Source organism: Pseudomonas sp. Marseille-Q5115 (assembly GCF_916618905.1).
GTDB lineage: Bacteria > Pseudomonadota > Gammaproteobacteria > Pseudomonadales > Pseudomonadaceae > Aquipseudomonas > Aquipseudomonas japonica_A.
In genome coordinates this window covers 3,983,013-4,007,996 of sequence record NZ_CAKAKI010000001.1, presented here as the reverse complement: position 1 = coordinate 4,007,996, position 24,984 = coordinate 3,983,013, and the positions used below count along the sequence as shown (strand labels likewise).

The 24,984-nt window shown below is 62.4% G+C and carries 26 protein-coding genes; 14 read left to right on the top strand and 12 right to left on the bottom strand.

Annotation, left to right across the window (positions count from 1 at the left end):
* Positions 1–65: 65 nt before the first annotated feature.
* The 4 genes from rsmA to LG385_RS18325 are packed head-to-tail and all read right to left on the bottom strand — an operon-like array spanning position 66 to position 5,911.
* Positions 66–872 carry a 16S rRNA (adenine(1518)-N(6)/adenine(1519)-N(6))-dimethyltransferase RsmA gene (gene rsmA / locus LG385_RS18340; protein WP_181113181.1) on the bottom strand — a complete coding sequence of 269 codons (807 nt, stop codon included), beginning with the start codon at positions 870–872 and terminating at the stop codon, positions 66–68.
* A complete protein-coding gene (gene pdxA / locus LG385_RS18335) occupies positions 872–1,858 on the bottom strand; it encodes a 4-hydroxythreonine-4-phosphate dehydrogenase PdxA (protein ID WP_225775393.1) in 987 nt (328 codons plus the stop codon). Before pdxA ends, rsmA begins: the two co-directional genes overlap by 1 nt.
* Positions 1,855–3,147, bottom strand: a complete 1,293-nt coding sequence (locus LG385_RS18330) for a peptidylprolyl isomerase (RefSeq protein ID WP_181113962.1) — start codon at positions 3,145–3,147, stop codon at positions 1,855–1,857. Before LG385_RS18330 ends, pdxA begins: the two co-directional genes overlap by 4 nt.
* Positions 3,128–5,911 (bottom strand): LPS-assembly protein LptD, encoded by a 2,784-nt coding sequence (locus tag LG385_RS18325; RefSeq protein WP_225775392.1) that lies wholly within the window; start codon positions 5,909–5,911, stop codon positions 3,128–3,130. The genes LG385_RS18330 and LG385_RS18325 overlap by 20 nt, the downstream gene beginning before the upstream one ends.
* A gap of 128 nt (positions 5,912–6,039) precedes the next feature.
* On the opposite strand from LG385_RS18325, the gene LG385_RS18320 reads away from it, so the two are divergent.
* The 3 genes from LG385_RS18320 to LG385_RS18310 are packed head-to-tail and all read left to right on the top strand — an operon-like array spanning position 6,040 to position 8,497.
* Positions 6,040–7,065: an aminoglycoside phosphotransferase family protein gene (locus LG385_RS18320; protein ID WP_225775391.1), complete on the top strand. Its 1,026-nt coding sequence runs from the start codon at positions 6,040–6,042 to the stop codon at positions 7,063–7,065.
* Positions 7,062–7,733, top strand: a complete 672-nt coding sequence (gene murU, locus LG385_RS18315; protein WP_225775390.1) for an N-acetylmuramate alpha-1-phosphate uridylyltransferase MurU — start codon at positions 7,062–7,064, stop codon at positions 7,731–7,733. Before LG385_RS18320 ends, murU begins: the two co-directional genes overlap by 4 nt.
* Positions 7,733–8,497: a TerB family tellurite resistance protein gene (locus tag LG385_RS18310; protein WP_225775389.1), complete on the top strand. Its 765-nt coding sequence runs from the start codon at positions 7,733–7,735 to the stop codon at positions 8,495–8,497. Before murU ends, LG385_RS18310 begins: the two co-directional genes overlap by 1 nt.
* 81 nt (positions 8,498–8,578) lie before the next feature.
* On the opposite strand, the gene LG385_RS18305 is transcribed toward LG385_RS18310, so the two are convergent.
* On the bottom strand, positions 8,579–9,538 hold the full coding sequence (locus LG385_RS18305) for an alpha/beta hydrolase family protein (protein WP_225775388.1): 960 nt from the start codon (positions 9,536–9,538) through the stop codon (positions 8,579–8,581).
* A 139-nt stretch (positions 9,539–9,677) separates the two neighbouring features.
* Here LG385_RS18305 and rpe point away from each other — a divergent pair, with 139 nt between their 5' ends.
* The 7 genes from rpe (at position 9,678) to LG385_RS18270 (ending at position 15,983) form a co-directional block, all read left to right on the top strand.
* Positions 9,678–10,352, top strand: a complete 675-nt coding sequence (gene rpe / locus LG385_RS18300) for a ribulose-phosphate 3-epimerase (protein ID WP_181119000.1) — start codon at positions 9,678–9,680, stop codon at positions 10,350–10,352.
* Positions 10,349–11,167, top strand: a complete 819-nt coding sequence (locus LG385_RS18295) for a phosphoglycolate phosphatase (RefSeq protein WP_225775387.1) — start codon at positions 10,349–10,351, stop codon at positions 11,165–11,167. Before rpe ends, LG385_RS18295 begins: the two co-directional genes overlap by 4 nt.
* Positions 11,168–11,233: 66 nt before the next feature.
* Positions 11,234–12,715 carry an anthranilate synthase component I gene (trpE, locus tag LG385_RS18290; protein WP_225775386.1) on the top strand — a complete coding sequence of 494 codons (1,482 nt, stop codon included), beginning with the start codon at positions 11,234–11,236 and terminating at the stop codon, positions 12,713–12,715.
* 53 nt (positions 12,716–12,768) lie between these two features.
* Complete coding sequence (locus LG385_RS18285) at positions 12,769–13,368, top strand: anthranilate synthase component II (protein WP_225775385.1); 600 nt, start codon at positions 12,769–12,771, stop codon at positions 13,366–13,368.
* 9 nt (positions 13,369–13,377) lie between these two features.
* Complete coding sequence (gene trpD, locus LG385_RS18280) at positions 13,378–14,427, top strand: anthranilate phosphoribosyltransferase (RefSeq protein ID WP_225775384.1); 1,050 nt, start codon at positions 13,378–13,380, stop codon at positions 14,425–14,427.
* Positions 14,424–15,230, top strand: coding sequence for an indole-3-glycerol phosphate synthase TrpC (trpC, locus tag LG385_RS18275; protein WP_225775383.1), 807 nt, complete (start codon positions 14,424–14,426; stop codon positions 15,228–15,230). The genes trpD and trpC overlap by 4 nt, the downstream gene beginning before the upstream one ends.
* Before the next feature lie 36 nt (positions 15,231–15,266).
* Entirely contained in the window at positions 15,267–15,983 is a 717-nt protein-coding gene (locus tag LG385_RS18270; protein ID WP_225775382.1) for a biotin/lipoate A/B protein ligase family protein, read from the top strand.
* Here LG385_RS18270 and crp read toward each other — a convergent pair.
* A complete protein-coding gene (gene crp, locus LG385_RS18265) occupies positions 15,968–16,606 on the bottom strand; it encodes a cAMP-activated global transcriptional regulator CRP (RefSeq protein WP_181113140.1) in 639 nt (212 codons plus the stop codon). The two genes, LG385_RS18270 and crp, sit on opposite strands and share 16 nt — an antisense overlap.
* Before the next feature lie 186 nt (positions 16,607–16,792).
* Here crp and LG385_RS18260 point away from each other — a divergent pair, with 186 nt between their 5' ends.
* Positions 16,793–17,236, top strand: a complete 444-nt coding sequence (locus tag LG385_RS18260; RefSeq protein WP_225775381.1) for an OsmC family protein — start codon at positions 16,793–16,795, stop codon at positions 17,234–17,236.
* A 209-nt stretch (positions 17,237–17,445) separates the two neighbouring features.
* The gene (speD, locus tag LG385_RS18255; RefSeq protein WP_225775380.1) at positions 17,446–18,240 is read left to right on the top strand and encodes an adenosylmethionine decarboxylase; all 795 of its coding nucleotides are present in this window, start codon (positions 17,446–17,448) and stop codon (positions 18,238–18,240) included.
* 56 nt (positions 18,241–18,296) lie between these two features.
* Here the strand turns inward: speD and coq7 are convergent, their stop codons facing one another.
* From coq7 to hemJ, 4 genes are all read right to left on the bottom strand, one after another.
* A complete protein-coding gene (coq7, locus tag LG385_RS18250) occupies positions 18,297–18,944 on the bottom strand; it encodes a 2-polyprenyl-3-methyl-6-methoxy-1,4-benzoquinone monooxygenase (RefSeq protein WP_225775379.1) in 648 nt (215 codons plus the stop codon).
* 41 nt (positions 18,945–18,985) lie between these two features.
* Complete coding sequence (locus tag LG385_RS18245) at positions 18,986–19,324, bottom strand: histidine triad nucleotide-binding protein (protein WP_181113129.1); 339 nt, start codon at positions 19,322–19,324, stop codon at positions 18,986–18,988.
* Between the two features lie 71 nt (positions 19,325–19,395).
* Positions 19,396–20,169: an SDR family NAD(P)-dependent oxidoreductase gene (locus tag LG385_RS18240; RefSeq protein WP_225775378.1), complete on the bottom strand. Its 774-nt coding sequence runs from the start codon at positions 20,167–20,169 to the stop codon at positions 19,396–19,398.
* 82 nt (positions 20,170–20,251) lie between these two features.
* A complete protein-coding gene (gene hemJ / locus LG385_RS18235; protein WP_181113123.1) occupies positions 20,252–20,677 on the bottom strand; it encodes a protoporphyrinogen oxidase HemJ in 426 nt (141 codons plus the stop codon).
* 132 nt (positions 20,678–20,809) lie between these two features.
* Here hemJ and argC point away from each other — a divergent pair, with 132 nt between their 5' ends.
* Entirely contained in the window at positions 20,810–21,844 is a 1,035-nt protein-coding gene (argC, locus tag LG385_RS18230) for an N-acetyl-gamma-glutamyl-phosphate reductase (RefSeq protein ID WP_225775377.1), read from the top strand.
* 120 nt (positions 21,845–21,964) lie between these two features.
* The gene (gene erpA, locus LG385_RS18225) at positions 21,965–22,315 is read left to right on the top strand and encodes an iron-sulfur cluster insertion protein ErpA (RefSeq protein ID WP_181113117.1); all 351 of its coding nucleotides are present in this window, start codon (positions 21,965–21,967) and stop codon (positions 22,313–22,315) included.
* Between the two features lie 49 nt (positions 22,316–22,364).
* Here erpA and LG385_RS18220 read toward each other — a convergent pair whose 3' ends face one another.
* Entirely contained in the window at positions 22,365–23,456 is a 1,092-nt protein-coding gene (locus tag LG385_RS18220) for an anhydro-N-acetylmuramic acid kinase (RefSeq protein WP_225775376.1), read from the bottom strand.
* Complete coding sequence (locus tag LG385_RS18215) at positions 23,456–24,883, bottom strand: peptidoglycan DD-metalloendopeptidase family protein (RefSeq protein ID WP_225775375.1); 1,428 nt, start codon at positions 24,881–24,883, stop codon at positions 23,456–23,458. The genes LG385_RS18220 and LG385_RS18215 overlap by 1 nt, the downstream gene beginning before the upstream one ends.
* Positions 24,884–24,984: the final 101 nt, after the last annotated feature.

Sequence of the window (24,984 nt, the reverse complement as noted above, 5' to 3'; positions counted from 1 at the left end):
CGGATCGAATGAACAATGCGTCGCCATGAGTCTAGGCCATCCTGCCGTGGATGGCCTTGCCTGGGCTATGACGCCTCGGGGAGGTCGGCCAGTTGGTCGGCCAGGCGTACGAACGCTGCGATGTCCAACTGCTCCGGGCGCAAGCTTCCATCCACGCCCGCCGCCTCGATGGCCGCGGCCGGCAGCAGTGCCTTGAGGGTGTTGCGCAGGGTCTTGCGGCGCTGATTGAACGCCTCGCGCACTACCCGCTCAAGCAGCCGGTGGTCCTTCGCCGGGTGGGGCAGGGTTTCGTGAGGCACCAGGCGCACGATGGCCGAATCCACCTTTGGTGGCGGGTTGAACGCACCGGGGCCGACATTGAACAGGTGCTCCACGCGGCAATGGTATTGAACCATGATCGATAGCCTGCCCCAGTCGCCACCGCCAGGCCCCGCGGCAAGCCGCTCGACCACTTCCTTCTGCAGCATGAAGTGCATGTCCTTGATCAGGGCAGCGTTGCCAAGCAAATGGAAGATCAAAGGCGTGGAGATGTTGTAGGGCAGGTTGCCGACCACCCGCAGGCTGCGCGGGGCGGCGCCGAGCCGGGCGAAGTCGAACTTCAGTGCGTCGCCCTGGTGCAGCGCGAAGTTGCCACGGCCTTCGAATCGCTGATGCAGCAAGGGCACGAGGTCCTTGTCCAGCTCGATCACGTCCAGTTGCGCGCCGCTGTCCAGCAGGCCTTCGGTAAGGGCACCTTGCCCGGGGCCTATCTCGAGCAGCCGATCGCCTTCACGGGCATGGATCGCGCGCAGGATGCGGTCGATCACGCCGGCGTCATGGAGAAAGTTCTGACCGAAGCGTTTACGCGCCCGGTGTTGGTATTGCTCGTTCATCAACGTGCCTCGGCCATTTGATAGGCAGTTTCAAGTGCGACCTGCAGGCTGCCGGTATCGACCTTGCCGCTACCGGCCAGGTCCAGGGCAGTGCCATGGTCGACGGAGGTGCGGATGATCGGCAGGCCCAGGGTGACGTTGACCGCCGCGCCGAAGCCTTTGTACTTCAGCACCGGCAGGCCCTGATCGTGATACATGGCGAGCACCGCGTCGCAGTGCTCGAGGTGTTTGGGGGTAAACAGCGTGTCGGCCGGGAGCGGCCCTGTGAGGTCCAGGCCTTCAGTACGCAGGCGCTGCAGCACTGGCTCGATCACGTCGATTTCCTCATGCCCCAGATGGCCGCCTTCACCGGCATGGGGGTTAAGCCCGCACACCAGGATACGCGGCGTGGCAATGCCGAACTTCTCTTGCAGGTCCCGGTGCAGGATACGAGTCACCCGCTCCACGCGCTCGTCAGTGATGGCGTTTGCAACATCCTTGAGCGGGAGGTGAGTCGTCACCAGGGCCACGCGCAGGCCACGGGTTGCCAGCATCATGACTACCTGCTCGGCACCGCACAGTTCCTGGAGAAACTCGGTATGCCCGGAAAAAGGCGTGCCGGCCTCGTTTATCACGCCCTTGTGGACAGGGGCGGTGATCATGCCGGCGAAGTAGCCCTGCAGGCAGCCTTGGCCGGCCAGGGTAAGCGTAGCCAGTACGAAGTCAGCGTTGGCGGGGTTCAGGCCGCCGGCAACAACCGGTGCGGCGAGCGGCACATCCAGGACGTACAGCGCACCCGCGGGGGCGGGTGTGTCAGGTAATGCCGCGAGGGTAACGCTCCTCAGGTCCACTGCCAGCCCCAGCTGCGTGGCCCGCTCGGCGAGCAGGTCACGGCTGGTGATGGCAATGAGAGGGTAGGGTTGAGCCTCGGAGGCCAGCAGCAGGCAAAGGTCAGGACCTATGCCGGCTGGCTCGCCAGGTGTAAGCGCGAAGCGAAGGGCGCTCACTGCTTGATTTCGACGTAGGCCTCGTCACGGATCTGACGGAGCCAGTTTTGCAGTTCTTCGTCGTACTTGCGGCTGCGCAGTACGTTCAGCGCCTGCTGTTCACGAGCTTGCTGGGTAGCGTCGGTGGCGCGGCGGCCAAGCACTTCGAGAACGTGCCAGCCGAACTGGCTCTGGAAGGGCTGGGATACAGTGCCTACCGGGGTTTGCGCCATCACGTCACGGAACTCGGGCACCAGCGATTGCGGGTCGATCCAGTTGAGATCGCCACCGTTGAGCGCAGAGCCCGGGTCTTCCGAGAAGTTTTTGGCCAGCGTGGCGAAATCCTCTCCGTCCTTGATGCGGGTGTACAACGTCTTGATCAAGCGTTCGGTTTCAGCCGGGCTACGGATTTCGCTTGGCTTGAGCAGGATGTGGCGAACGTGGACTTCTTCGCGCATTTCTGCCTGGCCACCGCGGCTTTCCACCAGCTTGAGGATAATGAAGCCGCCAGGGGTACGTACCGGCTGGGTTACCTCGCCCGGCTTCATCGAAGCCAGCATCTGGTCGAACGGGGCTGGCAATTGAGCCGCCTTGCGCCAGCCCATGTCACCGCCTTCGAGGGCGTTGTCACTGGCCGAACGCGTGGTAGCCAGCTGTGCGAAGTCCGCGCCCTCGCGTAGCTGCTGGTACAAAGCCATTGCCTGGTTGCCCGCGGCCTGGATCTGCTGCGAATTCGCGCCATCCGGTGTGGCAATCAGGATGTTGGCCAGGTGGTATTCCTGCGACAGCTGAGCCTTGCCGAGATCGGACGCCAGGAAGTTCCTCACTTCCTGCTCAGTCACCTGGATACGCTCGGCAACGCGACGCTGCCGCACCCGGCTGATGATCATTTCGCGGCGTACCTGCTCACGGGCCCCGTCGTACGACAGGCCGTCGTGGGCCAGGGCAGCGCGGAACTGATCCAGGCTCATGTTGTTGCGCTGGGCAATGGTGCCCATCGCGCCGTTGAGCTCTTCATCGGTAATGCGAATGCCGGAGCGTTCGCCGATCTGCAGCTGCAGGTTTTCCAGGATAAGGCGGTCGAGCACCTGCTTCTGCAGTTCCTCGATCGGCGGCTCGCCACCGCCACGCTTGGCGATGGTTTGCCGAACTTCCTGCATACGCTGGTCCAGCTGGCTTTGCATGATCACGTCGTTGTCGACGATGGCCGCTACCTTGTCCAGTTGCTGAACCTGCGCATGCGCCAGGGTACCTATAAACAGTGCGCCCAACAGCAGGGGGCGCAGTCGATCACATAGCTTGGTCTTCACGTTCACGATAACCCTGAATGCCTTTGTCGAGGAAACCTTCGACTTTATTGCCTACTACGCCACCCAGGCCCTTGAGCACGATCTGGAGGAAGATGCCGTGATCGCCCTTTTCGTTCTCTGGGGCGTTCTGGCTGTATTCGTCGTAATCAACCCAGTAGCGGTTGATCAGGCGCAGTTTCCAGCAGCAATTGTCGTACTCGAAGCCACCGAAGGCTTCCAGCGTGCGGTTGCGGTTGTAGTCGTACTGCCAGCGGCTGATGAGGTTCCACTGCGGAACCAGCGGCCACATGACCGAGAAGTCATGCTGCTGGATCTTGTAGTAGTCCTTCACGTAGTTGTCGTTGCCCGGGCTACCGTAGTCGCCACCAAACTGCCAACGGCCGGTGGCTGTGTCGTAGTGGATAGTATCGTCACGGTAGCGGAAGCCGGCGTTGATGATCTTGTTCGGGTTGTCTTCTGGCTGGTAGTGGAACATCGCGCTACCCGAGCGGGTGCTGCGGCTGTCCGGGTCCCAGTTGAAGTCCGAGGTGAAGCGCCAGTCGCGGTTGAAGCGGTATTCGTATTCCAGCGCGTACGGGGAAACGTCCGATTGGGCGTCTTCGCGGTCCTGGTAAGCGATCTGCGGAAGCTGAACCTTGCGATCCTTGAAATACACGGCCTGACCAATCGCGAAGCGTTGGCGTTCGAAGCCGTTATCCTCGATCCAGCGGCTGGTTACGCCCAGGGACAGTTTGTTCTCGTCACCGATGCGATCGCCGCCGCTGAAGCGGTTGTCCCGGAACAGCGAGGCGTAGCTGAACACGCTTTCACCCGTATCGAAGACCGGAATGTCGTTCTGGTTCTCGTACGGAACGTAGAGGTAGAACAGGCGTGGCTCAAGCGTTTGTCGGTAATCCGTGCCGAACATCTGGGTGTCGCGGTCAAAGTACAGGCCGCTGTCCACGCTGAAGATCGGTACGCTGATGTCCTGGGAGCTGCTGTAAGACTCGCCGGTAGTGTTGGCGGTGCTCAACAGATCCGCCTTGCCCTTGGAATCCAGGTCAAGGTTGTACTTGGTGTACTTGTACTTGACGGTCGGGCGGATGTAACCGTAGGTCCAATCCATTGGCAGGCTCATGGCCGGAACCAGGTCCAGGCGGTCGCCGTTGGCGCGCGCAAGGCCGAAGACGTTACGGTCGATGCGCGGGGTTTCAAACCCGTTGTCGTCGGTATAGGTACCTGTCCGCAAATCACGATCGAAGCGTACGGCTTCGGTGTGATAGCTGAACTGCAGGCCCGCCGGGCGGAACGGCAGCGCGCCATCGAGGGTGAGCTGTGGCAGGCGGTCGTACGGGGTGATGTCCGAAACGGTCGCCAGCTGGTAGCTCTGCACGTTCAGCCGCGCGGTATAACCCTGGCCGCGATAGGTGAGCGCACCCTGCTGGTTGACGAAGTCGCGGTTCTCGACGCCGATCTGATCGGTTTGCAGGTCCTGGAAGTAGTACGGATCGCTGATGCGGGTGTAGTCCACTTCGCTCAGCAGGCGCGTATCCAGGCCGCCCTTGTGCTGCCAGTTGATCATCCAGCGACGCTTGGCGTAGTCGGACTGGTTTTCCCGGTCGTCGTTCTCGTCGTTCAGGTAACCGCCGCCGAACTGGCCTTCGCTGGTGGGCGTGAGGTAGCGGAACTCGCCTTCCATCAGCAAGCCACGCTTGGCCATGTAGTGCGGGTACAACGTGGCGTCGTAGTTGGGCGCCAGGTTGAAGTAGTACGGGGTGACCAGCGTAAGGCCGTTGTCGCTGCTGGTCGAGATGCTCGGCGCCAGGAAACCGGATTGGCGGCGATCATCGATCGGGAAGTAGAAGTACGGCGTATAGAGGACAGGGATGTCCTTCACGCGCAACGTGGCGTTGGTCGCGGTGCCGAAGCCGGTGGCCGGGTTCAGCGTGATGTTGTTGCCCTTGACGGACCAGGCGTTGCTGCTCGGTTCGCAGGTGGTGTAGGTACCATCCTTGAGGCGAATGATCGCGTTTTCGGCCCGCTTGGCGTAGAGCGCCGAACCACGGGCGCGCTGCTTGTGCAGTACGTATTCGGCGTTGTCGATCTGGGCAGCACCGGTGTCCAGTTGGACTTCGGCGTGATCGCCCACGATCAGCGCGCCGTTGTCACGCAGCTTCACATTGCCGTTCAGCTCGCCACGGTTCTCGGCCTGATGCAGCGCGGCTTCGTTGGCTTCGACCTGCATGCTGCCCTGGCGCATGACCACATCACCCGCCAAGGTAGCGGTTTGCGACTGCTCCTCGTAGCGCGAGGCGCGAGCATTGATATAGGTAGGCGCATCGGACTTCGACGTTTTGTCGTTCATGCCGGGGCGCAACGGCTCTACGTAGGTGCCGGAGCAGTAGGGGCCGGTTTCCGCGAGCTGCGCGGGCGTGAGCTTTTCCCGGGGTACCCAGTCCAGATGGCTGTAATCGGCGCTGCGGGACTTGAGAACACGGCCCTTGCTTTCGGTTACCAGCGTGGTGGCCGGGGCGGTGTCTTCGCCAGCGGTGCCGCCTTCATCACCTGCCGCTGCGCTTACCGAAGAGGCGGTATGCTGGGGGCGGGGTGGAAGTGCGGCGCTGGTGTCGCGGGTTTTGCAGTCCCAGGAACCCGAAGCGGACACCTGGCAGTCATACTGCGGAGCGGCGCTGACGAAAGACGATGCAAAGGGTTGCATCGCCAGCAGGCCGCCGGTAACCAGCAACGGAAACTTTCTACGAAACGCGGGGGATTTCAATGCCATCTTATTAGTCCGGGCTTCCTGCGTGCCATCTGCCCGTGCGGGTGTGCACGCCTCTCGATGGTCTGAAAAAGATGCTGGATAATAAAGCATGACCCGCTTGACGGCTAGCGCCGTTGGAGACTCCTTAAATGCCCGATCAAGATGTACGCCTCGAACAACTTCAGCCATGGCTTGAGTTGCAACTCAAGAACCTGTACCGGGCCCAAGGCTGGGGCGAGGTGCCCGAGGGCGAATTGAGCGCCGCCAGCAGCGACGCGAGCTTCCGCCGTTATTTCCGCTGGGCTACCCCTGAGCGAAGCTTCATCGTGATGGACGCCCCGCCTCCGCAGGAGAACTGTAAACCGTTCGTGGACATCGCCGCGCTGCTGGCCAGCGCCGACGTGCATGTGCCTTTTATTCATGCGCAGGACCTGGAGCGGGGCTTTCTGCTGCTCAGTGACATGGGGCGCAAAACCTACCTGGAGGTGATCTCCACGGATAACGCCGACGCGTTGTTCGATGCGGCGATACAGGCATTGCTGAAGTTCCAGCAGTTGCCCATGACCGCACCCTTGCCCAGCTATGACGACGCGCTGTTGCGCCGCGAGCTGGAACTGTTCCCGGAATGGTACGTTCGCCGCCACCTGGGCGTGGAGCTTGACCAGAACCAGCAGGCGCAGTGGGCTGCGGTCAGCCAATTGTTGATCGACAGCGCCCTGGCTCAGCCCCGGGTGTTGGTGCACCGGGACTACATGCCCCGCAACCTTATGTTCAGTACGCCCAACCCTGGGGTGCTGGATTTCCAGGACGCTGTGTATGGGCCGGTGACCTATGACATTACCTGCCTGTTCAAGGATGCGTTCCTCAGCTGGCCCGAGGCTCGCGTAGGCGATTGGCTGAGCCAATACTGGCACGCGGCCCGTGAACAAGGCATGCCGGTGCAACCCAGCCTTACCGATTTCCTCCAGGCCAGCGACCTGATGGGGGTTCAGCGCCACCTCAAGGTCATCGGCATCTTTGCCCGCATCTGCCATCGCGACGGCAAACCTCGCTACCTGGAAGATGTACCGCGCTTCTTCGCCTACATCAATGCGGTGTGCAAGCGGCGCAAGGAGTTGTCGGGGCTGGCCGAACTGCTGAGCACCCTGCCACAACCCGCCGAGGCGAGCGTATGAGGGCGATGATCCTCGCCGCCGGCAAAGGCGAGCGCATGCGCCCACTCACCCTGCACACGCCCAAGCCACTGTTGCCAGCGGGCGGCGTGCCCTTGATCGAGCATCAGTTGCGAGCCTTGCTGAAGGCCGGTTACAGGGACATCGTGATCAATCACGCCTGGCTGGGTGAGCAGATCGAAACCTACCTCGGCACCGGCGAGCGATTTGGCGCGCACATCCGCTATTCGCCTGAGGGCGAGCCTCTGGAAACCGGCGGCGGGATCTTCAAGGCCTTGCCACTGTTGGACGATGGCGCCTTTGTAATCGTCAACGGTGACGTATGGTCCGGTTATGACTATTCACGTTTGCGCTTGCCCGAGGGCGCCTTGGCGCATCTGGTGATGGTGAACAACCCGGCGCACCATCCCTCGGGGGACTTCGCTTTGAATGAAGGGCGGCTTGCCGACTTGCCTGCAGCGGGTCAACCCTTGACCTACAGCGGTATTGCTGTGTTGCATCCTGCCTTGTTCGAGGGCTGCGGCGAAGGTGCTTTCAAGCTGGCCCCTTTGCTGCGCAAGGCTATGGCTGACGGCCGCGTGACGGGTGAGTACTTTGACGGCCCCTGGGTAGATGTAGGAACCCCGGAGCGCCTGGCAGAGGTTGAGCAACTGCTTGCGGAGCGCCATTGATGTTGTGGCCGGTGACAGTTGTAGGCGTGACGGCGGGCTTTGCGTTGGCTCACATTCCAGGAGCGATCCTGGGCGGCTTGCTGGGCCAGGTGGTGGACCGCCGCCTGGATGCTCACCGCTGGGCCGAGCTGTGGGCCCGCATGAATGGGCGACCGGGGCTGGCCGAGGATGAACTGCTGTTCGTGCTGCTGGGGCGGCTGGCCAAGGCCGACGGCCGTGTTGAGGAAAGCCACATTGCCCAGGCACGCAACGAAATGGCCTTGCTGGGGATGGACGCGCCTGCGCGCAAGCGAGCCATTGCCGCGTTTGGCCGTGGCAAGGCTGGCAAGGATCCGCTGCGCAGCCACCTGCGCCGATTGCAAGGCCAGCCAACCACAGCGGAAGGGCTGTTGCGGGCTTGCTGGCGGATGGCTTGGGCGGATGGCCGCGTAGGCCCGGCCGAGCAGCAGCTTATGCTCGACTGGGGTAACTGGCTTGGCTGGACCGCGCCTCAGTTGCGGGCCCTGGGCCAGGACTACGCGCCTGCATCACGCACACTGGCGGGCCCGGCCGGGGCCTACCACGATGCCTTGCGGGTGTTGGGCGTTAACGCGGCGACCGACCCGGAACAGATCAAGCAAGCGTATCGGCGATTGCTCAGCCGCCACCATCCCGACAAGTTGCAGGGCAAAGGCGCCAGCCCGGCTCAGGTAAAGGCCGCGACCGAACGCACCCGAGAGCTACACGGTGCCTATGAGGTGGTGCGCCGGCGGCGGGGGTTCTGAGCCAACGTGTCAGCCGTCGCAGGATTTGCGGCCCTGCCGGGCCGGTCGCCGCCCAGGCGGGCTGCCACAGCGCTCCCAGGTTTACGACTGCGGGCTCAGCCAGCCGCGGATCCGACGGTACAGTTGCTCCTGCTCGGCCGCGCGGTCGCCGGGCAGGGCATTGAGCTCGGTCTGGCTGTATTGGCTACCGGCCTGGCGCTTGCTGGCTTGCAGGCGCTGAGCCGCGGCACTGCGCAGGTTGGGATTGGTCGCGTAATAAATGTCTGCTACCGGCACCTTCAGCTGCGGTGCCAGCAGGTCTAGCCCGGCCGGGGCTGATTCGGGTGTTCTGCCCGCTACCATCACCAGGCGCTGAGCGCGTGAGGGCTGGCGTTCGCTCAGGTAGCGGGCGGCCCAATAGGCGCCGGTCCCGTGGCCCAGCAGCACGATGTTGCGTGCCTTCACCTGCTGGGCGAAGGCAATGCCGGCGTCGATACGCGCAAAGATTCGGGCGGCGTCCGTTTTCAACTGGTCATCGGTGCTGTTCTCGCCCTCCGTCGGTGCGGTGGTATCCGAGCCGCTGGCCGCCGCCTGTTCGATCGGCGCATTGGCATCGGGGGGCGTTGCCGAGCTTCCCGCTGCCGCCGGGGCGGGCGGTTCGATGCCGCGCGGTTGCACCGCTTCGCTGACAAGGTCGGGGAGGGTAAGGCTGAGCGTGCCCCAGCGAGCATCCGGCAGCCGTGTGCGCAGGGGCGCCACGACGTCGGGCCAGTTGGCGCTTTCTCCGGCCCCCGGAACAATGATCACCATGCCCACCGGGTCGGCGTCGTTAGCCGGGTGCCACAGGGCCATGAAGTTATCCCCGCTGGCCTGCAGCGTTTGTACCTCCTGGGCTGGAAGCTGGCGCGCGATAGCCTGGGCCTCTTGTTCGCTGCGCTCGAGCAAGGGCGCACGCTCTACCGCCGCAGGCGGCGCGGCGGGTTCGTCAGCGGCGATGGCATGAAATGAAATGGGGAGGGCGGCCGCCAGTGCGAGCAGCCTGGCACAGTAAAAAGCGCGCATCGTGGTTTCCATATCGATTGCTTGACCGCAGCCTAAGGCCATTCGGCGGCCACCGCCAGTGCCCTCGGCCGCGCTACTGCCCGCCTTGGGCCGCCATCGGCTACAATGCGCGCCACCGTGTTCAGCCTACAGGTCCAGCATGCAACCCTTCGCTATTGCGCCGTCCATCCTCTCCGCCGACTTCGCTCGCCTGGGCGAGGAGGTAGACAACGTACTCGCCGCTGGAGCGGATGTGGTGCATTTTGATGTGATGGACAACCACTACGTCCCCAACCTGACCATCGGCCCGATGGTGTGCGCCGCGCTGCGCAAGTACGGCATCACCGCGCCTATCGACGTGCACCTGATGGTCAGCCCGGTAGACCGCATCATTGGTGACTTCATCGAAGCCGGCGCCACCTATATCACGTTCCATCCCGAAGCCACCCAGCACATCGACCGCTCCCTGCAGCTGGTGCGTGAAGGCGGCTGCAAGTCGGGGCTGGTGTTCAACCCGGCTACCCCCCTGAGCGTGCTCGAATACGTGATGGACAAGGTAGACATGATCCTGCTGATGAGCGTGAACCCGGGGTTTGGCGGGCAGAAATTCATCCCCGGCACGCTCGAGAAGCTGCGCCAGGCGCGGGCGATCATCGACGCCAGCGGTCGGGATATCCGCCTGGAAATCGACGGCGGCGTGAACGTGCACAACATTCGTGAGATCGCTGCCGCGGGCGCCGATACGTTCGTGGCCGGCTCGGCCATTTTCAACGCCCCGGATTACCGCGCGGTGATCGACAGCATGCGCGCCGAGCTCGCCCTGGCCCGCCCATGAGCGGGTTCGAGCGGCTGTTCCCCGGCCAGTTGCCCAGGCTTGTGATGTTCGATCTCGACGGCACACTGGTGGACTCCGTGCCGGGCCTGGCCGCCGCGGTCGATCGCATGCTCGTCGAGCTCGGCCGCCCGCCTGCAGGTATCGATGCCGTGCGCCTGTGGATCGGCAACGGTTCGAAGGTGCTGGTGCGCCGGGCGCTGGCCGGTGGTCTCGAACATAGCACGGTCGATGACGAGCTCGCCGACCGCGGGCTTGCGCTGTTCATGACCGCTTACGGCGAGGACCACGGCCGCACCGAGGTATACCCGGGCGTTCGCGATACCCTGAAATGGCTGGCCAAGGAAGGCGTGGAAATGGCGCTTATCACTAACAAGGCCGAGCAGTTCGTGGCGCCGCTGCTGGATGAGCTGAAGCTGGGGCGATATTTTCGCTGGATCATCGGTGGCGATACGCTGCCACAACAGAAGCCTGATCCGGCCGCGCTGTTCCATGTAATGAAAATGGCCGGGGTAGCCCCGGAACACGCCCTGTTCGTGGGCGATTCGCGCAACGATATCCGTGCAGCCAAGGCCGCTGGCGTGGCCTGTGTGGGCCTTACCTATGGCTACAACCATGGGCGGCCGATTGCCGAAGAGCAGCCCTCACTGGTGCTGGATGACCTGCGGGCACTTTTGCCTGGTTGCTTCGAGCGTGCCGCTGAGATAACGTTGCCCGACACCCCTGCCTCTTCAGGTCGAGAATCCCCCGTGGCGGTTACCTGCAAACTCTGGATGAAAGTCATCAAGGCCCTGGCCCGCTGGCGCTGGCGCGCCTGACTTCCCCTGGCCGGCCCGCCGGCGCGTTTGCTCGTACTCCGTTCTTTCCTCCGCCACGAGGCTGCTATGACCCGCGAAGAATTCCTGCGCTTGGCCCAATCCGGCTACAACCGCATTCCCCTTGCCCACGAAACCCTGGCCGACTTCGATACGCCGCTGTCGATCTACCTGAAGCTGGCTGACCAACCCAACTCCTATCTGCTCGAGTCCGTGCAGGGCGGGGAAAAGTGGGGGCGTTATTCCATCATCGGCTTGCCCTGCCGAACCGTATTGCGGGTGCATGGCCATGCGGTAAGCGTCACCCGTGACGGGGTCGAGATCGAGCAGCACGAGGTCGAGGATCCGCTCGCCTTCGTCGAGGCGTTCAAAGCCCGCTACAACGTGCCCACCATTGCCGGCTTGCCACGCTTCAACGGCGGGCTGGTCGGGTATTTCGGCTATGACTGTGTGCGGTATGTAGAGAAACGCTTGGGCGCTTGCCCCAACCCGGACCCTATCGGTGTGCCGGACATCCTGCTGATGGTGTCGGATGCCGTGGTGGTCTTCGACAACCTGGCGGGTAAGATGCACGCCATCGTGCTGGCCGACCCTGCCCAGGCAGACGCCTACGAACAAGGCCGCGCACAGCTGGCAGAACTGATCACTCGGCTGCGCCAGCCCATTACGCCACGCCTTGGGCTGGACTTTTCCCGGCCAGCAGGCGCGGAGCCGGCGTTCCGCTCCAGCTTCAGCCAGGAAGACTTCGAGCGCGCGGTGAGCACCATCAAGGATTACATTCTGGCGGGGGACTGCATGCAGGTGGTGCCTTCCCAGCGCATGTCGATCGACTTCGCCGCGGCGCCCATCGACCTGTACCGCGCCCTGCGTTGCTTCAACCCCACGCCCTACATGTACTTCTTCAACTTCGGTGATTTCCACGTGGTGGGCAGTTCGCCCGAAGTGCTGGTGCGGGTGGAAGATAATCAGATCACCGTTCGCCCCATCGCGGGTACCCGGCCGCGAGGTGCTACCGAAGAGGCGGATCACGCGCTGGAAGTGGACCTGCTCAGCGACCAGAAGGAGCTGGCAGAGCATTTGATGCTGATCGACCTGGGCCGCAACGATACGGGCCGGGTATCGGAAATCGGCAGCGTGAAGCTCACCGAAAAGATGGTGATCGAGCGTTATTCCAATGTGATGCATATCGTTTCCAACGTGACCGGCCAATTGAAGGCAGGGCTGACCGCCATGGACGCGCTGCGGGCCATTCTTCCGGCCGGCACCCTGTCGGGGGCGCCGAAAATCCGCGCCATGGAAATCATCGACGAGCTGGAACCCGTCAAGCGTGGCGTGTACGGCGGCGCCGTGGGCTACTTCGCCTGGAACGGCAACATGGACACCGCCATTGCCATACGCACCGCGGTCATCAAGGGTGGGGAGCTGCATGTGCAGGCGGGCGCGGGCATCGTGTCCGACTCGGTACCGGCCCTGGAATGGGAAGAAACCCTGAACAAGCGGCGGGCGATGTTCCGCGCCGTCGCACTGGCCGAGCAGGCCACGGCTGAATAAGCGGAGCGGGCCGCACAGGGCCTGCCCGATTCCCGATTCGAGAGGTTCGCGCCATGCTGCTGATGATCGATAACTACGACTCCTTTACCTATAACGTTGTGCAATACCTGGGCGAGCTGGGCGCCGAGGTCAAGGTGGTGCGCAACGATGAACTGACCGTTGCGCAAATAGAGGCGCTGGCGCCGGAGCGCATCGTGGTGTCCCCGGGCCCCTGCACGCCAAGCGAGGCGGGTATCTCCATCGAGGCTATTCTCCACTTTGCAGGCAAGCTGCCGATCCTGGGCATTTGCCTGGGGCATCAGGCGCTGGGCCAGGCCTATGGCGGTGAAGTGGTTCGCGCCCGTCAGGCGATGCACGGTAAAACCAGCCCGGTTACCCACCGTAACCTGGGCGTATTCGAGGGGCTTGCGCAGCCACTGACCGTGACCCGTTACCACTCGCTGGTCGTGAAGCGCGAAAACCTGCCGGACTGCCTGGAAATGACCGCCTGGACACAACACGCCGACGGCAGCGTGGACGAGATCATGGGGCTGCGCCACAAAACCCTGAATATCGAGGGCGTGCAGTTTCATCCGGAGTCGATCCTCACCGAACAAGGCCATGAGCTGCTGGCCAATTTCCTCAAGCAAACCGGCGGCACTCGCCAGGGTTAAGGACACCAGATGGATATCAAGACAGCCCTGGGGCGCGTGGTCAGCCAGCTGGACCTGAGCACCGAAGAAATGCGCGACGTGATGCGGCAGATCATGACCGGCCAATGCACGGAGGCCCAGATCGGCGCGTTCCTGATGGGCATGCGCATGAAAAGCGAAAGCATCGACGAGATCGTCGGCGCTGTGTCTGCCATGCGTGAACTGGCTGGCAAGGTGGAACTCGGCACCTTGGACAAGGTGGTCGACATCGTGGGTACCGGCGGCGATGGCGCGAATATTTTCAACGTGTCCACTGCTTCGGCGCTGGTAGCGGCCGCTGCTGGTTGCACGGTGGCCAAGCATGGCAATCGCGCGGTGTCCGGCAAAAGCGGCAGCGCGGACCTGCTTGAGGCCGCCGGGGTTTACCTTAACCTCACGCCTGTTCAAGTGGCGCGCTGCATCGACAGCATCGGCATCGGGTTCATGTTCGCCCAGGCCCACCATGGCGCCATGAAGTTCGCCGCCGGGCCCCGAAAGGACCTTGCCCTGCGCACGCTGTTCAACATGATCGGGCCGCTGACCAACCCCGCAGGCGTGGTGCATCAGGTGGTGGGTGTGTTCACCCCGGCCCTGTGCCGCCCGTTGGCTCAGGTGCTGCTGCGCCTGGGCAGCAAGCACGTGCTGGTGGTGCACTCGCGCGATGGCCTGGATGAGTTCAGCCTGGCCGCCCCTACCACCGTGGCGGAGCTGAAGAACGGCGAAGTGATCGAATACACCGTAGAGCCTGAAGACCTTGGCTTGCGCAGCCAGAGCTTGCACGGCCTGACGGTCGATAGCCCGCAGGCCTCCCTTGAGCTGATTCGCGATGCGCTGGGGCGCCGCAAGACCGAAAACGGTCGCAAGGCTGCCGAGATGATCATCCTCAATGCTGGCGCCGCGCTTTATGCCGCAGACCACGCCACCACGCTCAAGGAAGGGGTAGCCTTGGCCAGCGACGCGCTTCACACGGGGCTGGCCCGGGAAAAACTCGAAGAACTGGGCGCCTTTACCGCCGTATTCAAGCAGGAGAACGAAGCATGAGCGTGCCGACAGTGCTGGAAAAGATCCTGGCCCGCAAAGCCGAGGAAGTGGCCGAGCGCAAGGCGCGGATCAGCCTGAGCGAGCAACAGGCTGCGGCCCGCGTTGCCTCGCCCGCTCGCGGCTTCGCCGAAGCTTTGCTACGTCAGCGCAAGCTCAAGCAACCTGCGGTGATCGCCGAGGTAAAGAAGGCGTCCCCGAGCAAGGGGGTGATCCGCGAGGAGTTCTTCCCTGCAGAGATTGCCAAAAGCTACGAGGCCGGCGGCGCCACTTGCTTGTCAGTGCTCACGGATATCGACTTTTTCCAGGGCGCCGACCACTATCTCCAACAGGCGCGTGACGCGTGCTCGCTGCCGGTGATCCGCAAGGATTTCATGATCGACCCCTACCAGGTGTATGAAGCTCGGGCCCTGGGCGCCGATTGTATTCTGCTGATCGTGTCCGCGCTGTACGACGGCCTGATGGTTGAGCTGGCGGGCGCCGCCAAGGACGCGGGCCTCGACGTGCTGGTGGAAGTGCACGATGGCGCAGAGCTGGAGCGTGCGCTCAAGCATCTGGATACTCCGTTGATCGGCGTGAACAACCGCAACCTGCATACCTTTGACGTGAGCCTGGAAACCACCCTCGACCTGCTGCCAGGCATTCCGCGGGACCGTATGGTGATCACCGAAAGCGGCATCCTCAATCGCGCCGATGTGGAGCTGATGGAGATCAACGACGTGTACGGCTTCCTGGTTGGCGAAGCCTTCATGCGCGCGGAGCACCCGGGCGACGAGCTGGCGCGGTTGTTCTTCCCCCAGCGCTGAGCTCGGGCTATCAACTGGAGCGCAAGGAGCACCTTCATGGATGACGTTCAGCAACTTGCCACCGAACAAGGCTTGCAGGCTGAGCTGGCGTTGCTCGCCTCGGTATGTGATGGCGAGCGCGCCGATGGGCTATTGCTGTGGCAGCCCACTGACCAAGCCTTGGTAATGCCTCGGCGCATGGAGCGCTTGCCTGGTTTTTCAAACGGTGCTGCGGCCGCTGCGGCGCTTGGCTGGCCGGTGTTGCTGCGCGAAACCGGCGGTGAACCGGTGCCACAATCCTCGGCCACCATCAATGTGGCACTCGTATACGCAGCGCCCCGCGTCGAAGGTGATCTCAATAGGCTGGAGCGTGCTTACCTTCGTCTATGTGATCCGTTGTGTGCAGTGATTCGCGGGCTGGGCGCACAGGCAAGCCTGGGCGAGGTGCCGGGGGCGTTCTGCGATGGGCGCTACAACGTGAATATCGACGGGCGCAAATGGGTTGGCACCGCGCAGCGTTGGCGGCAGTCACGCCACCATGGAGGGCCGGTTGTGCTGGTGCACGGGGCCATGCTCATGGAAAACCAGCGTGAAGACATGATCGCGGTAGTGAATGCGTTCAATGAGGGCTGCGGGCTAGCCCAGCGCTGCAACCCTGCAAGCCACCTTGCCTTCGAGGAGCGTTTCGCGGGCGTGCATGCGCTGGGCCAACTGCAAGCGGCCCTCGAGGCAGAGCTTGCAGCTGTTCGCGTGCTGAATCAGCGCGTACCGTAGACCACCATTGTTTTGCCTTTAACGTGGATCAGCTGGCGCTCTTCCAGGTCTTTCAGCACGCGGCCGACCATCTCGCGGGAACAGCCTACGATCCGGCCGATCTCCTGACGGGTCACCTTGATCTGCATGCCGTCCGGGTGCGTCATCGCATCCGGTTCCTTGCACAGGTCGGTCAGGCAGCGCGCAACGCGCCCGGTAACATCGTGGAAGGCCAGGTCGCCCACCTTGCGGGTGGTCCTGCGCAGCCGGTAAGCCATCTGCGTGCCGAGGCTGTACAGTATTTCCGGGTCCAGACGCGCCAGCTCACGAAACTTTGCGTAGCCCACTTCGGCCACTTCGCATTCGGTTTTGGCGCGAACCCAGGCGCTACGTTCGCCTTCCATGTGAGGTGGATCGAACAGCCCCAGTTCGCCGAAGAAGTCACCCTGGTTGAGGTAGGCAATCACCATTTCCCGGCCATCGCTGTCTTCGATCAGAATCGTGACCGAGCCTTTGATGATGTACGAGAGCACGTTCGACTTGTCGCCCGCACAGATAATAGTGCTTTTGGCGGCATAGCGGCGGCGTTGGCAATGAGCCAACAGCTTGTCGACGGGGTTGATTTTGGCGGCTAACGCGACCATGGGCTGGGGTTCCGGTACGAGGCAACAGGGTGGAGTGGCGGCATGCCATCATCTTGACGTCAGCTTACCAGCACTTCATCTGTATCGCGATAATTACCGATAACTTGAGCCCGCTGGGCATCGAGGGCTGATTTTGGCCATGGAGGCCTGTGCTAAGCTGGCGGCCTTTTAAGCGGAGAGCCAGCAATGAAGGCACGAATCCAATGGGCCGGCGGGGCCATGTTTATCGGTGAATCCGGCAGCGGGCACGCTGTAGTCATGGACGGCGCGCCGGAAAACGGCGGGCGCAACCTGGGTGTGCGCCCCATGGAAATGGTGCTGATCGGCCTGGGCGGCTGCAGCAGCTTCGACGTGGTTGCCATCCTCAAGAAGGCCCGCCAGCCCGTGGAGAGCTGCGAGGCCTTCCTGGACGCCGAGCGCGCCGAAGATGACCCCAAGGTCTTTACCCGCATTCACCTCAACTTCGTGGTGCAGGGGCGTGGCCTGAAGGAATCTCACGTGAAGCGCGCCGTGGAGCTGAGCGCCGAAAAATATTGCTCGGCCTCTATCATGCTGGCGCGCGGCGGGGTGAACATCACTCACTCGTACGAAATCGTCGAGCTGGGCGACAGCAACACCCAGGCATCATAAAAGCGCCCCATACTCTGGCATACGGTGGCGCGGGTCTGCATAATGCGCCACTTTTTCAAGGCCCACCTTGAAGCCGGGAACCCCCCGGGCAAGACAACCAAAATCGCCATCGCGAAGAGGTGTAAACCGTCCTACGCAGACGCCAGCCGGCGCCTGACGGGCATGCTTGATCACGCGGCCGGGCCGCATTCAAAGAGAGTTTTCCAACGGTGAAAAGCAAACTCAAGCTCCACGGGTTCAATAACCTGACCAAGACCTTGAGCTTCAACATCTACGACATCTGCTATGCGCAGACGCCGCAGGACCAGCAGGCTTACGTCGAGTACATCAACCAGGAGTACGACGCCGCCCGCCTGACCCAGATCCTTACGGATGTTGTAGATATCATTGGTGCCAATATCCTGAACATCGCGCGTCAGGACTACGAGCCACAGGGCGCCAGTGTGACCATCCTCATTTCCGAGCAACCGGTTACCCCTACCGAGAGCCAGATCGAGGAATCCCCCGGCCCGCTGCCGGATACCATCCTCGCGCACCTCGACAAGAGCCATATCACGGTGCATACGTACCCGGAAATCCATCCGGATAACGGCATCGCGACCTTCCGTGTGGACATCGACGTTTCCACCTGCGGGGTGATTTCACCGCTCAAGGCGCTGAATTACCTGATCCACCAGTTCGACTCGGATATCGTGACCGTGGATTACCGCGTGCGTGGGTTTACGCGTGACATCGAAGGGCGCAAGCACTTCATCGACCACGAGATCAACTCGATCCAGAATTACCTGTCCGATGACACGCGCGACGCCTACCAGATGGTCGACGTGAACGTGTATCAGGACAACCTCTTCCATACCAAGATGTTGCTCAAGGAATTCGAGCTGGACAACTACCTGTTCGGCGACGCCACCAGCAACTTCTCCGCCGAGCAGCGCAGCCAGGTAACGGAGCGGGTGAAGCACGAAATGCTGGAGATCTTCTACGGGCGTAACTTCGCCCAGTAAAAGCGAGCGGTACCCAGCCGGGCTTTGCGCCCGGTTGCGGGTACCGCCCTCGGCGGTCAGATCCGATAGGTACTCTTGGTCATTACCTTCGCCATCAGGCTCATGCCCAGCTTCACCGGCAATGGGAAGCGCAGGCCACCGGCATCCAGTGCCGCTTGTGCATGATGGGCTTCATCCGTACGCATCTGCTCCAGAATCGCGCGAGACTTCTGGTCCTCAACGGGGAGTTTCTGCAGGTGCTCATCAAGGTGCTTGCATACCTGTTGCTCGGTTGCAGCTACAAACCCAAGGCTCACCTTGTCGCTGATCAGCCCGGCAACCGCGCCCATTCCGAATGACGCACCATAGAACAGCGGGTTCAGCACGCTCGGGCGGCTGCCCAGTTGGCGGATGCGTTGCTCGCACCACGCCAGATGATCCACCTCTTCGTCGGCGGAATGTTCCATGGCTTCACGGATTTCCGTGCGCCGCGCCGTCAGCGCCTGGCCCTGGTACAAGGCCTGAGCGCAAACTTCTCCAGTATGGTTCACGCGCATCAGCCCGGCCACGTGCTTGCTCTGGGCGTCGCTCAGGGCTACGTCCGGCTGTAGCAGGGCGGGCGATGGGCGAGCAGGCTGCCCGCTGAACGGCAACAGTGTGCGGGCGACGTTATCCGCCTGGAGCAGCAGTTTGTCGATAGTCGAATAGTGACGGTCGTTGGCCACGAAAACCTCCTGGGATAAGAATGGCGGGGAGCGCGTGGTTATCAGCCCGGCGGCCAGTGCATCTGGCGCTGGCCAAGCACATGCATGTGAATGTGATAAACCGTTTGGCCGCCCAGTTCATTGCAGTTCATTACAACGCGGAAGCCCTTCTCGCAGCCAAGTTCCTTGGCCAGCCGTTGCGCGGTGAACAGAATGTGCCCGGCAAGCGGTGCATCTTCCTCGGTGAGGTCGGCCAAGGTAGCGATGGGCTTCTTGGGTACTACCAGAAAATGCACCGGGGCTTGGGGTGCGATGTCATGGAAGGCGATGACCTGATCATCTTCATAGATGATATTGGCAGGTATTTCCCTTCGGATGATCTTGTCGAAAAGCGTGTCCACAGCGTTTCTCCCTGGCTGTCAGTGTGGTGCAGTTTACCTATCCGGGCGCGCATCCGCCCAGCGCTCTCTGTTCAGGCCCTTGCAGCGGTGCGGTTGATCGAGGAAAGCGCCTTGCGTACCAACCATCGGGGTGCCACTTGCGAAGCGCGAACCAGCCAACGGTTACGCCAGCCGGGAATAATCAGCGCCTTGTTGCGCTCCAGCGCCAGCACCGCGGTAAGCGCCACTTCTTCAGGCGTCATCGGCAGGCGGCTGCCGCGTTTTTCACGCTGCTGTTCGCCGTGCACGCGCAGAGGGCCCGGGCAGAGCACCGATACACCGATACCACTCTGCCGAAGCTCCTCGCGCAGCCCTTCCGAAAGGTGCAGTACGTAAGCCTTGCTGGCAGCATAGCTGCTCATCCAGGGCCCCGGCTGGAAAGCCGCTATCGAGGCTACGTTGAGAATCTGGCCGCCGCCCTGCACGGCCATGGCGTTTCCGATTGAATGGCACAGGCGAGCCAGGGCCAGCATGTTCAACTCGATGAGGTCCTGCTCACGCAGCCAGTCCTGGGCCAGAAAGTGCCCCTGGGAATGGATCGCTGCGCAATTTACCAGCAAGTCGATGTGCTGCCCGCTTTCCTCCAGCTCCAGCAGAAAGCCGGTCAGCCGCAGGGGCTCGCTGAGGTCGCAGCCGCGGAAAAGCACTTCCACGCCGAAGCGCTGGGTGAATTCGATCGCGATCGGCTCGAGGTCGTCACGGTAACGTGCCACCAGCAGCAGGTTGCGGCCTCGCCGGGCCAAGGCTTCAGCCAGGGCCAAGCCAAGACCGCTCGAGGCGCCTGTCACCAGGGCGTAGGAAGGCATAGGGATACCGAATGGCGATGAAGATGAGCGCCGCAGTTTAACGCCACGGCTGAAGCGTGTCACAAGCCGCAGCGCTCACCGATCAGAAGGGCTTGACCACTACCAGCACCACGATCACCAGCAGCAACACCACCGGCACCTCATTGAACCAGCGATAAAACGTGTGGCTATGGCGGCTTTCGTTGCGCTCGAACCGCTTGCGGTGGGCGCCGCACACATGGTGATAGCCGATCAACAGCACTACCAGGGCGAGCTTCGCATGCAGCCAGCCCATGCTCATCCAGCTGGGGTTAAGGTAAACGAGCCATGCGCCGAAGATCAGGGTCAGCAGCATGGACGGTGTCATGATGCCTCGATAGAGCTTGCGCTCCATGATAACGAAGCGCTCCCGGCTGGGCGTGTCCTCACTCATGGCGTGGTAAACGAACAGTCGGGGCAGGTAGAACAGCGCCGCGAACCAGCACACCAGGCTCACGATGTGCAGGGCTTTGATCCAGAGATAGAGCATTTCCAGGCTTCCACGGTTTAGACCGTCACGATAGTAGAACGCCAGCGCCCACGCGTCACGCCAACAGTTGTCGCCCCTGCCGCACGCCCCTATTATCCGGGCTTTCCGATCGTGTTCAGGGTGGGCAGGCAAATGGTCAAGGTGGGTATCGTTGGCGGCACGGGTTACACCGGTGTCGAGTTGTTGCGCCTGCTGGCCCAGCATCCCGAGGCTGAGGTCGCGATTATTACGTCCCGGTCGGAAGCCGGCGTATCGGTGGCTGACATGTATCCGAACCTGCGCGGCCATTACGACAATCTCAAATTCAGCGTGCCAGACACCGCCGCCTTGGGTGCCTGCGATGTGGTGTTCTTCGCCACGCCTCATGGTGTAGCCCATTCCCTTGCAGGCGAATTGCTGTCAGCCGGCACCCGTGTGATCGACCTGTCTGCGGATTTTCGCCTGCAAAACGCCGAAGAATGGGCGCAGTGGTATGGGCAGCCCCACGGTGCCCCTGAATTGCTGGGCGAAGCTGTGTATGGCCTGCCGGAAGTGAACCGCGAACGTATTCGCTCCGCTCGCCTGATTGCAGTGCCAGGTTGCTATCCCACCGCGGCTCAATTGGGCTTCCTGCCGCTGCTTGAAGCCGGGCTGGCGGACAATACCCGCCTGATCGCAGACTGCAAATCCGGGGTAAGCGGTGCTGGCCGCGGTGCGAGCGTAGGCTCACTGTTCTGCGAGGCCGGCGAAAGCATGAAGGCCTACGCCGTGAAGGGGCACCGGCACCTTCCCGAGATCACCCAGGGGTTGCGCCAGGCGGCGGGCGGCGAGGTCGGTCTGACCTTCGTTCCCCACCTTACCCCAATGATTCGCGGCATTCACGCCACACTCTACGCTACCGTTGCGGATACGTCCGTGGACCTGCAGGCCTTGTTCGAGCGCCGCTATGCGCAAGAACCGTTCGTGGATGTGATGCCTGCAGGCAGCCATCCGGAAACCCGCTCCGTGCGTGGCGCCAATGTCTGCCGTATTGCAGTTCATCGCCCTCAGGGCGGGGATCTGGTAGTCGTGCTTTCGGTGATCGACAACCTGGTCAAGGGCGCCTCCGGGCAAGCCGTTCAGAACCTCAACATCCTTTTCGGCCTCGACGAGCGCCTGGGCCTGGCGCATGCGGGCTTGATGCCGTAATTACGGCCGGTGCGGAATGAGCCGGCCCCATGCCCTGAGCAATTGTTGACCATTTTGCTCGGGAAAGCGGATAATGCCCGCATTTCGCATTAGAGTTCGGCTAGCGCCGGGAGAGTCAACATGAGTGTCGAAACCTTCACGCCCACGGTGTTGCAGTTCACGCAGGGTGCCGCCCACAAGGTGAAAACCCTGGTCGAGGAAGAGGGCAACGATCGTTTGAAGCTTCGCGTATTCGTGACCGGTGGCGGCTGCTCGGGCTTCCAGTACGGCTTCACGTTCGATGAAGACATCGCCGACGATGACACCATCGTAGAGCGCGAAGGCGTAAGCCTGGTGGTAGACCCGATGAGCTTCCAATACCTGGCTGGCGCGGAAGTGGACTACCAGGAAGGGCTTGAGGGGTCCCGGTTCGTGATCAACAACCCCAATGCCAGCACCACCTGCGGTTGTGGGCAGTCGTTCTCGATCTGACCCTTCGCATCAGCTGCAAGAACGCCGCGCATTGTCGCGGCGTTTTCGTTCATGCGGGGTAGATCGCGCCCAGCACCCGCAGCCCGCTCGCACCAGTCACTTCGGGGCGATTGGCCGGGATACCTTCCAGGCAACAGTGGGCCAGCCAGGCAAACGCCATGGCTTCCATCCAGTCCGGGTCCACGCCCAGGGCGTCGGTGCTCAGCACTCGGCTTTCCGGCAACAGGCTTTGCAAGCGGGCCATGAGCGCTGCATTGTGAGCGCCGCCGCCGCACACGAATACTCCTTCGGGGGCTGGCATCACTTTGAGCAGGGCATCAGTGACCGTGCGCGCCGTAAGTTCCAGCAATGTTGCTTGCACGTCCGCTTGGCTGACCTGTGGGTGTTTCGCCAGCTGTTGCTGCAGCCAAGCCAGGTTGAAGACCTCCCGGCCGGTGCTTTTGGGGCCTGTGGCGGCGAAGAATGGGTCTGCCAGCACTGTATTCAGCAGTGCCCGATCGACCACGCCACTGGCTGCCCATGCGCCATCCCTGTCGAACAACTCGCCACGGCAGGCGTTTATCCAGGCATCCAGCAGTACGTTGCCTGGGCCGCAATCGAAGCCGCGAACGGGATGCCCCGGGCGGATCAGGCTGAGGTTGGAAAAGCCTCCCACATTGAGCACAGCGACCGCGCTGCCTTGGGCCGCGAACAGCGCTTCATGGAAGGCGGGAACGAGTGGGGCGCCTTGGCCGCCAGCGGCCACATCACGTCGGCGGAAATCCGAAACCACAGTGATGCCAGTGCGCTCTGCCAGAAGAGCCGGGTTGCCGATCTGGACCGTAAAGCCACGGGCGGGCTCATGGCGAATGGTCTGGCCATGACTACCAATGGCCCGTATCTCGAGCGCTGCTATTCCGGCTTCGGAGAGCAGGTGGTTGATGCCGTCGGCTGCCAGGGTGGCCCAGGCGTTTTCAGCCAGCGCTACACGGGCGACCTCGTCGTTGCCACTGGCACACAAGGCGAGCAGCTCGGCGCGTAGCGAATCAGGAAGGGGTACATAGCGAGAGGCGATCAGGCGGGTGGTGCCCTCTTGAGACACCACTGCGATGTCGAGACCATCCAGGCTGGTGCCCGACATGATCCCGACATACAGGCTCATCAGCGCTTGCTCGCCACGAGGGTAGAACGCTCCTGGTCCATACGGGCCATAAGCGGTTGGGCAACCTGCAGGAAGCGCTGGCGTTCGTTGCGGGCGATGGGGTCTGCCATCGGGAGCTTCTGGCCCAGAGGGTCTACGTGCACGCCGTTTACCTGGAATTCGTAGTGAACATGCGGGCCAGTGGACAGGCCGGTAGTGCCGATGTAACCAATCACCTGGCCTTGCTTCACCGGGCTGCCGTCACGAATGCCTTTGGCGAAGCCTTGCATGTGCCCGTAGAGGGTGCGGTAAGTATTGCCGTGCTGGATGATCACGGTGTTGCCATAGCCGCCTTTGCGCCCGGCCAGAACAACCTTGCCGTCGCCGGTAGCTTTGATCGAGGTGCCCCGTGGCGCGGCGTAATCCACCCCTTGGTGAGCGCGGATCTTGTTCAGGATGGGGTGCTTGCGGCCGCCGGAAAAGCGCGAGCTGATGCGGGCGAAATCCACCGGGGAGCGCACGAATGCCTTGCGCATGCTGTTGCCGTCGGCCGTGTAGTAGTTCGTGTTGCCCTGCTTGTTGGTGTACCGAACCGCCGTGTAGGTTTTGCCCCGATTGATGAAGCGGGCGGATAGCACGCTGCCGGTACCGATCACCTTGCCGTCCAGAACGCGCTGCTCGTAGACCACGTCAAACTGGTCACCGGGGTGGATGTCCTGGGCGAAGTCCACGTCGTAGCCGAAGATGTTTGCCAGATCCATGATCTGGGCGTGGGACAACCCGGCGCGCTGCGCTGACACCGACAGCGAACTGGTGATCGTGCCGTGGGCGTAGGCCGCGCGCGTGACAGGGGTTTCGACCGCGCGCTGGAAGGCGAACATGCCGTTGCTGCCGCGCTCCAGGCGTATGGATTCAAGGTGCGACAGCTTGGTGTGCAGTGTTTGCAGCTTGCCGTCGGGCGTGAGTTCGAACTCGAGGATCTGGCCCTTGCGCAGGTGCGTGAACTGTTTCGCCTGCTTGTCGCTGTCCAGCGCGGACTGTACCTCGGCGGCCGAGAGGCCCACCTTTTCAAACAGCGCTGAAAGCGTATCTCCGCGGCCGACCACAACCTGCCGGTGAAGCTCCGCAGGCGCCGCGGCTACCGCAGGCGCCGGTTGTGGCTGGGCCGGGGTTTCGGGAGCGGAGGCCGTTGCGTCATCGGCGTCACCTTCTATCTGCGCAAACGGCGAATCCCCGTTGTCGGGTGCGGTTGAGAGCGTATCCGGGCTCTGTTCCTGCAGGCTTTGGCTTGGCGGTTCCAGATCGATAGCGAGGGAGGTTTTCTTGGCTTCAACCTCCGCGGATGGGAAGACGAGCAGTGCCAGGCTAAGCAGGGCGGCGATGCCGCTGGCGGCCAGCAGGTGCGTTTTGGGGTACAGGGGCGGCGCTTTGGTTGGGGCGTCGGTCATGGGTTCTGGGCTTTATAAATGAGAATGGAAATGACTTGGAAAAGATGAATGACATGATGAAGATGAAATAACTGCCTAAAATATAACCAATTCATCCGTGA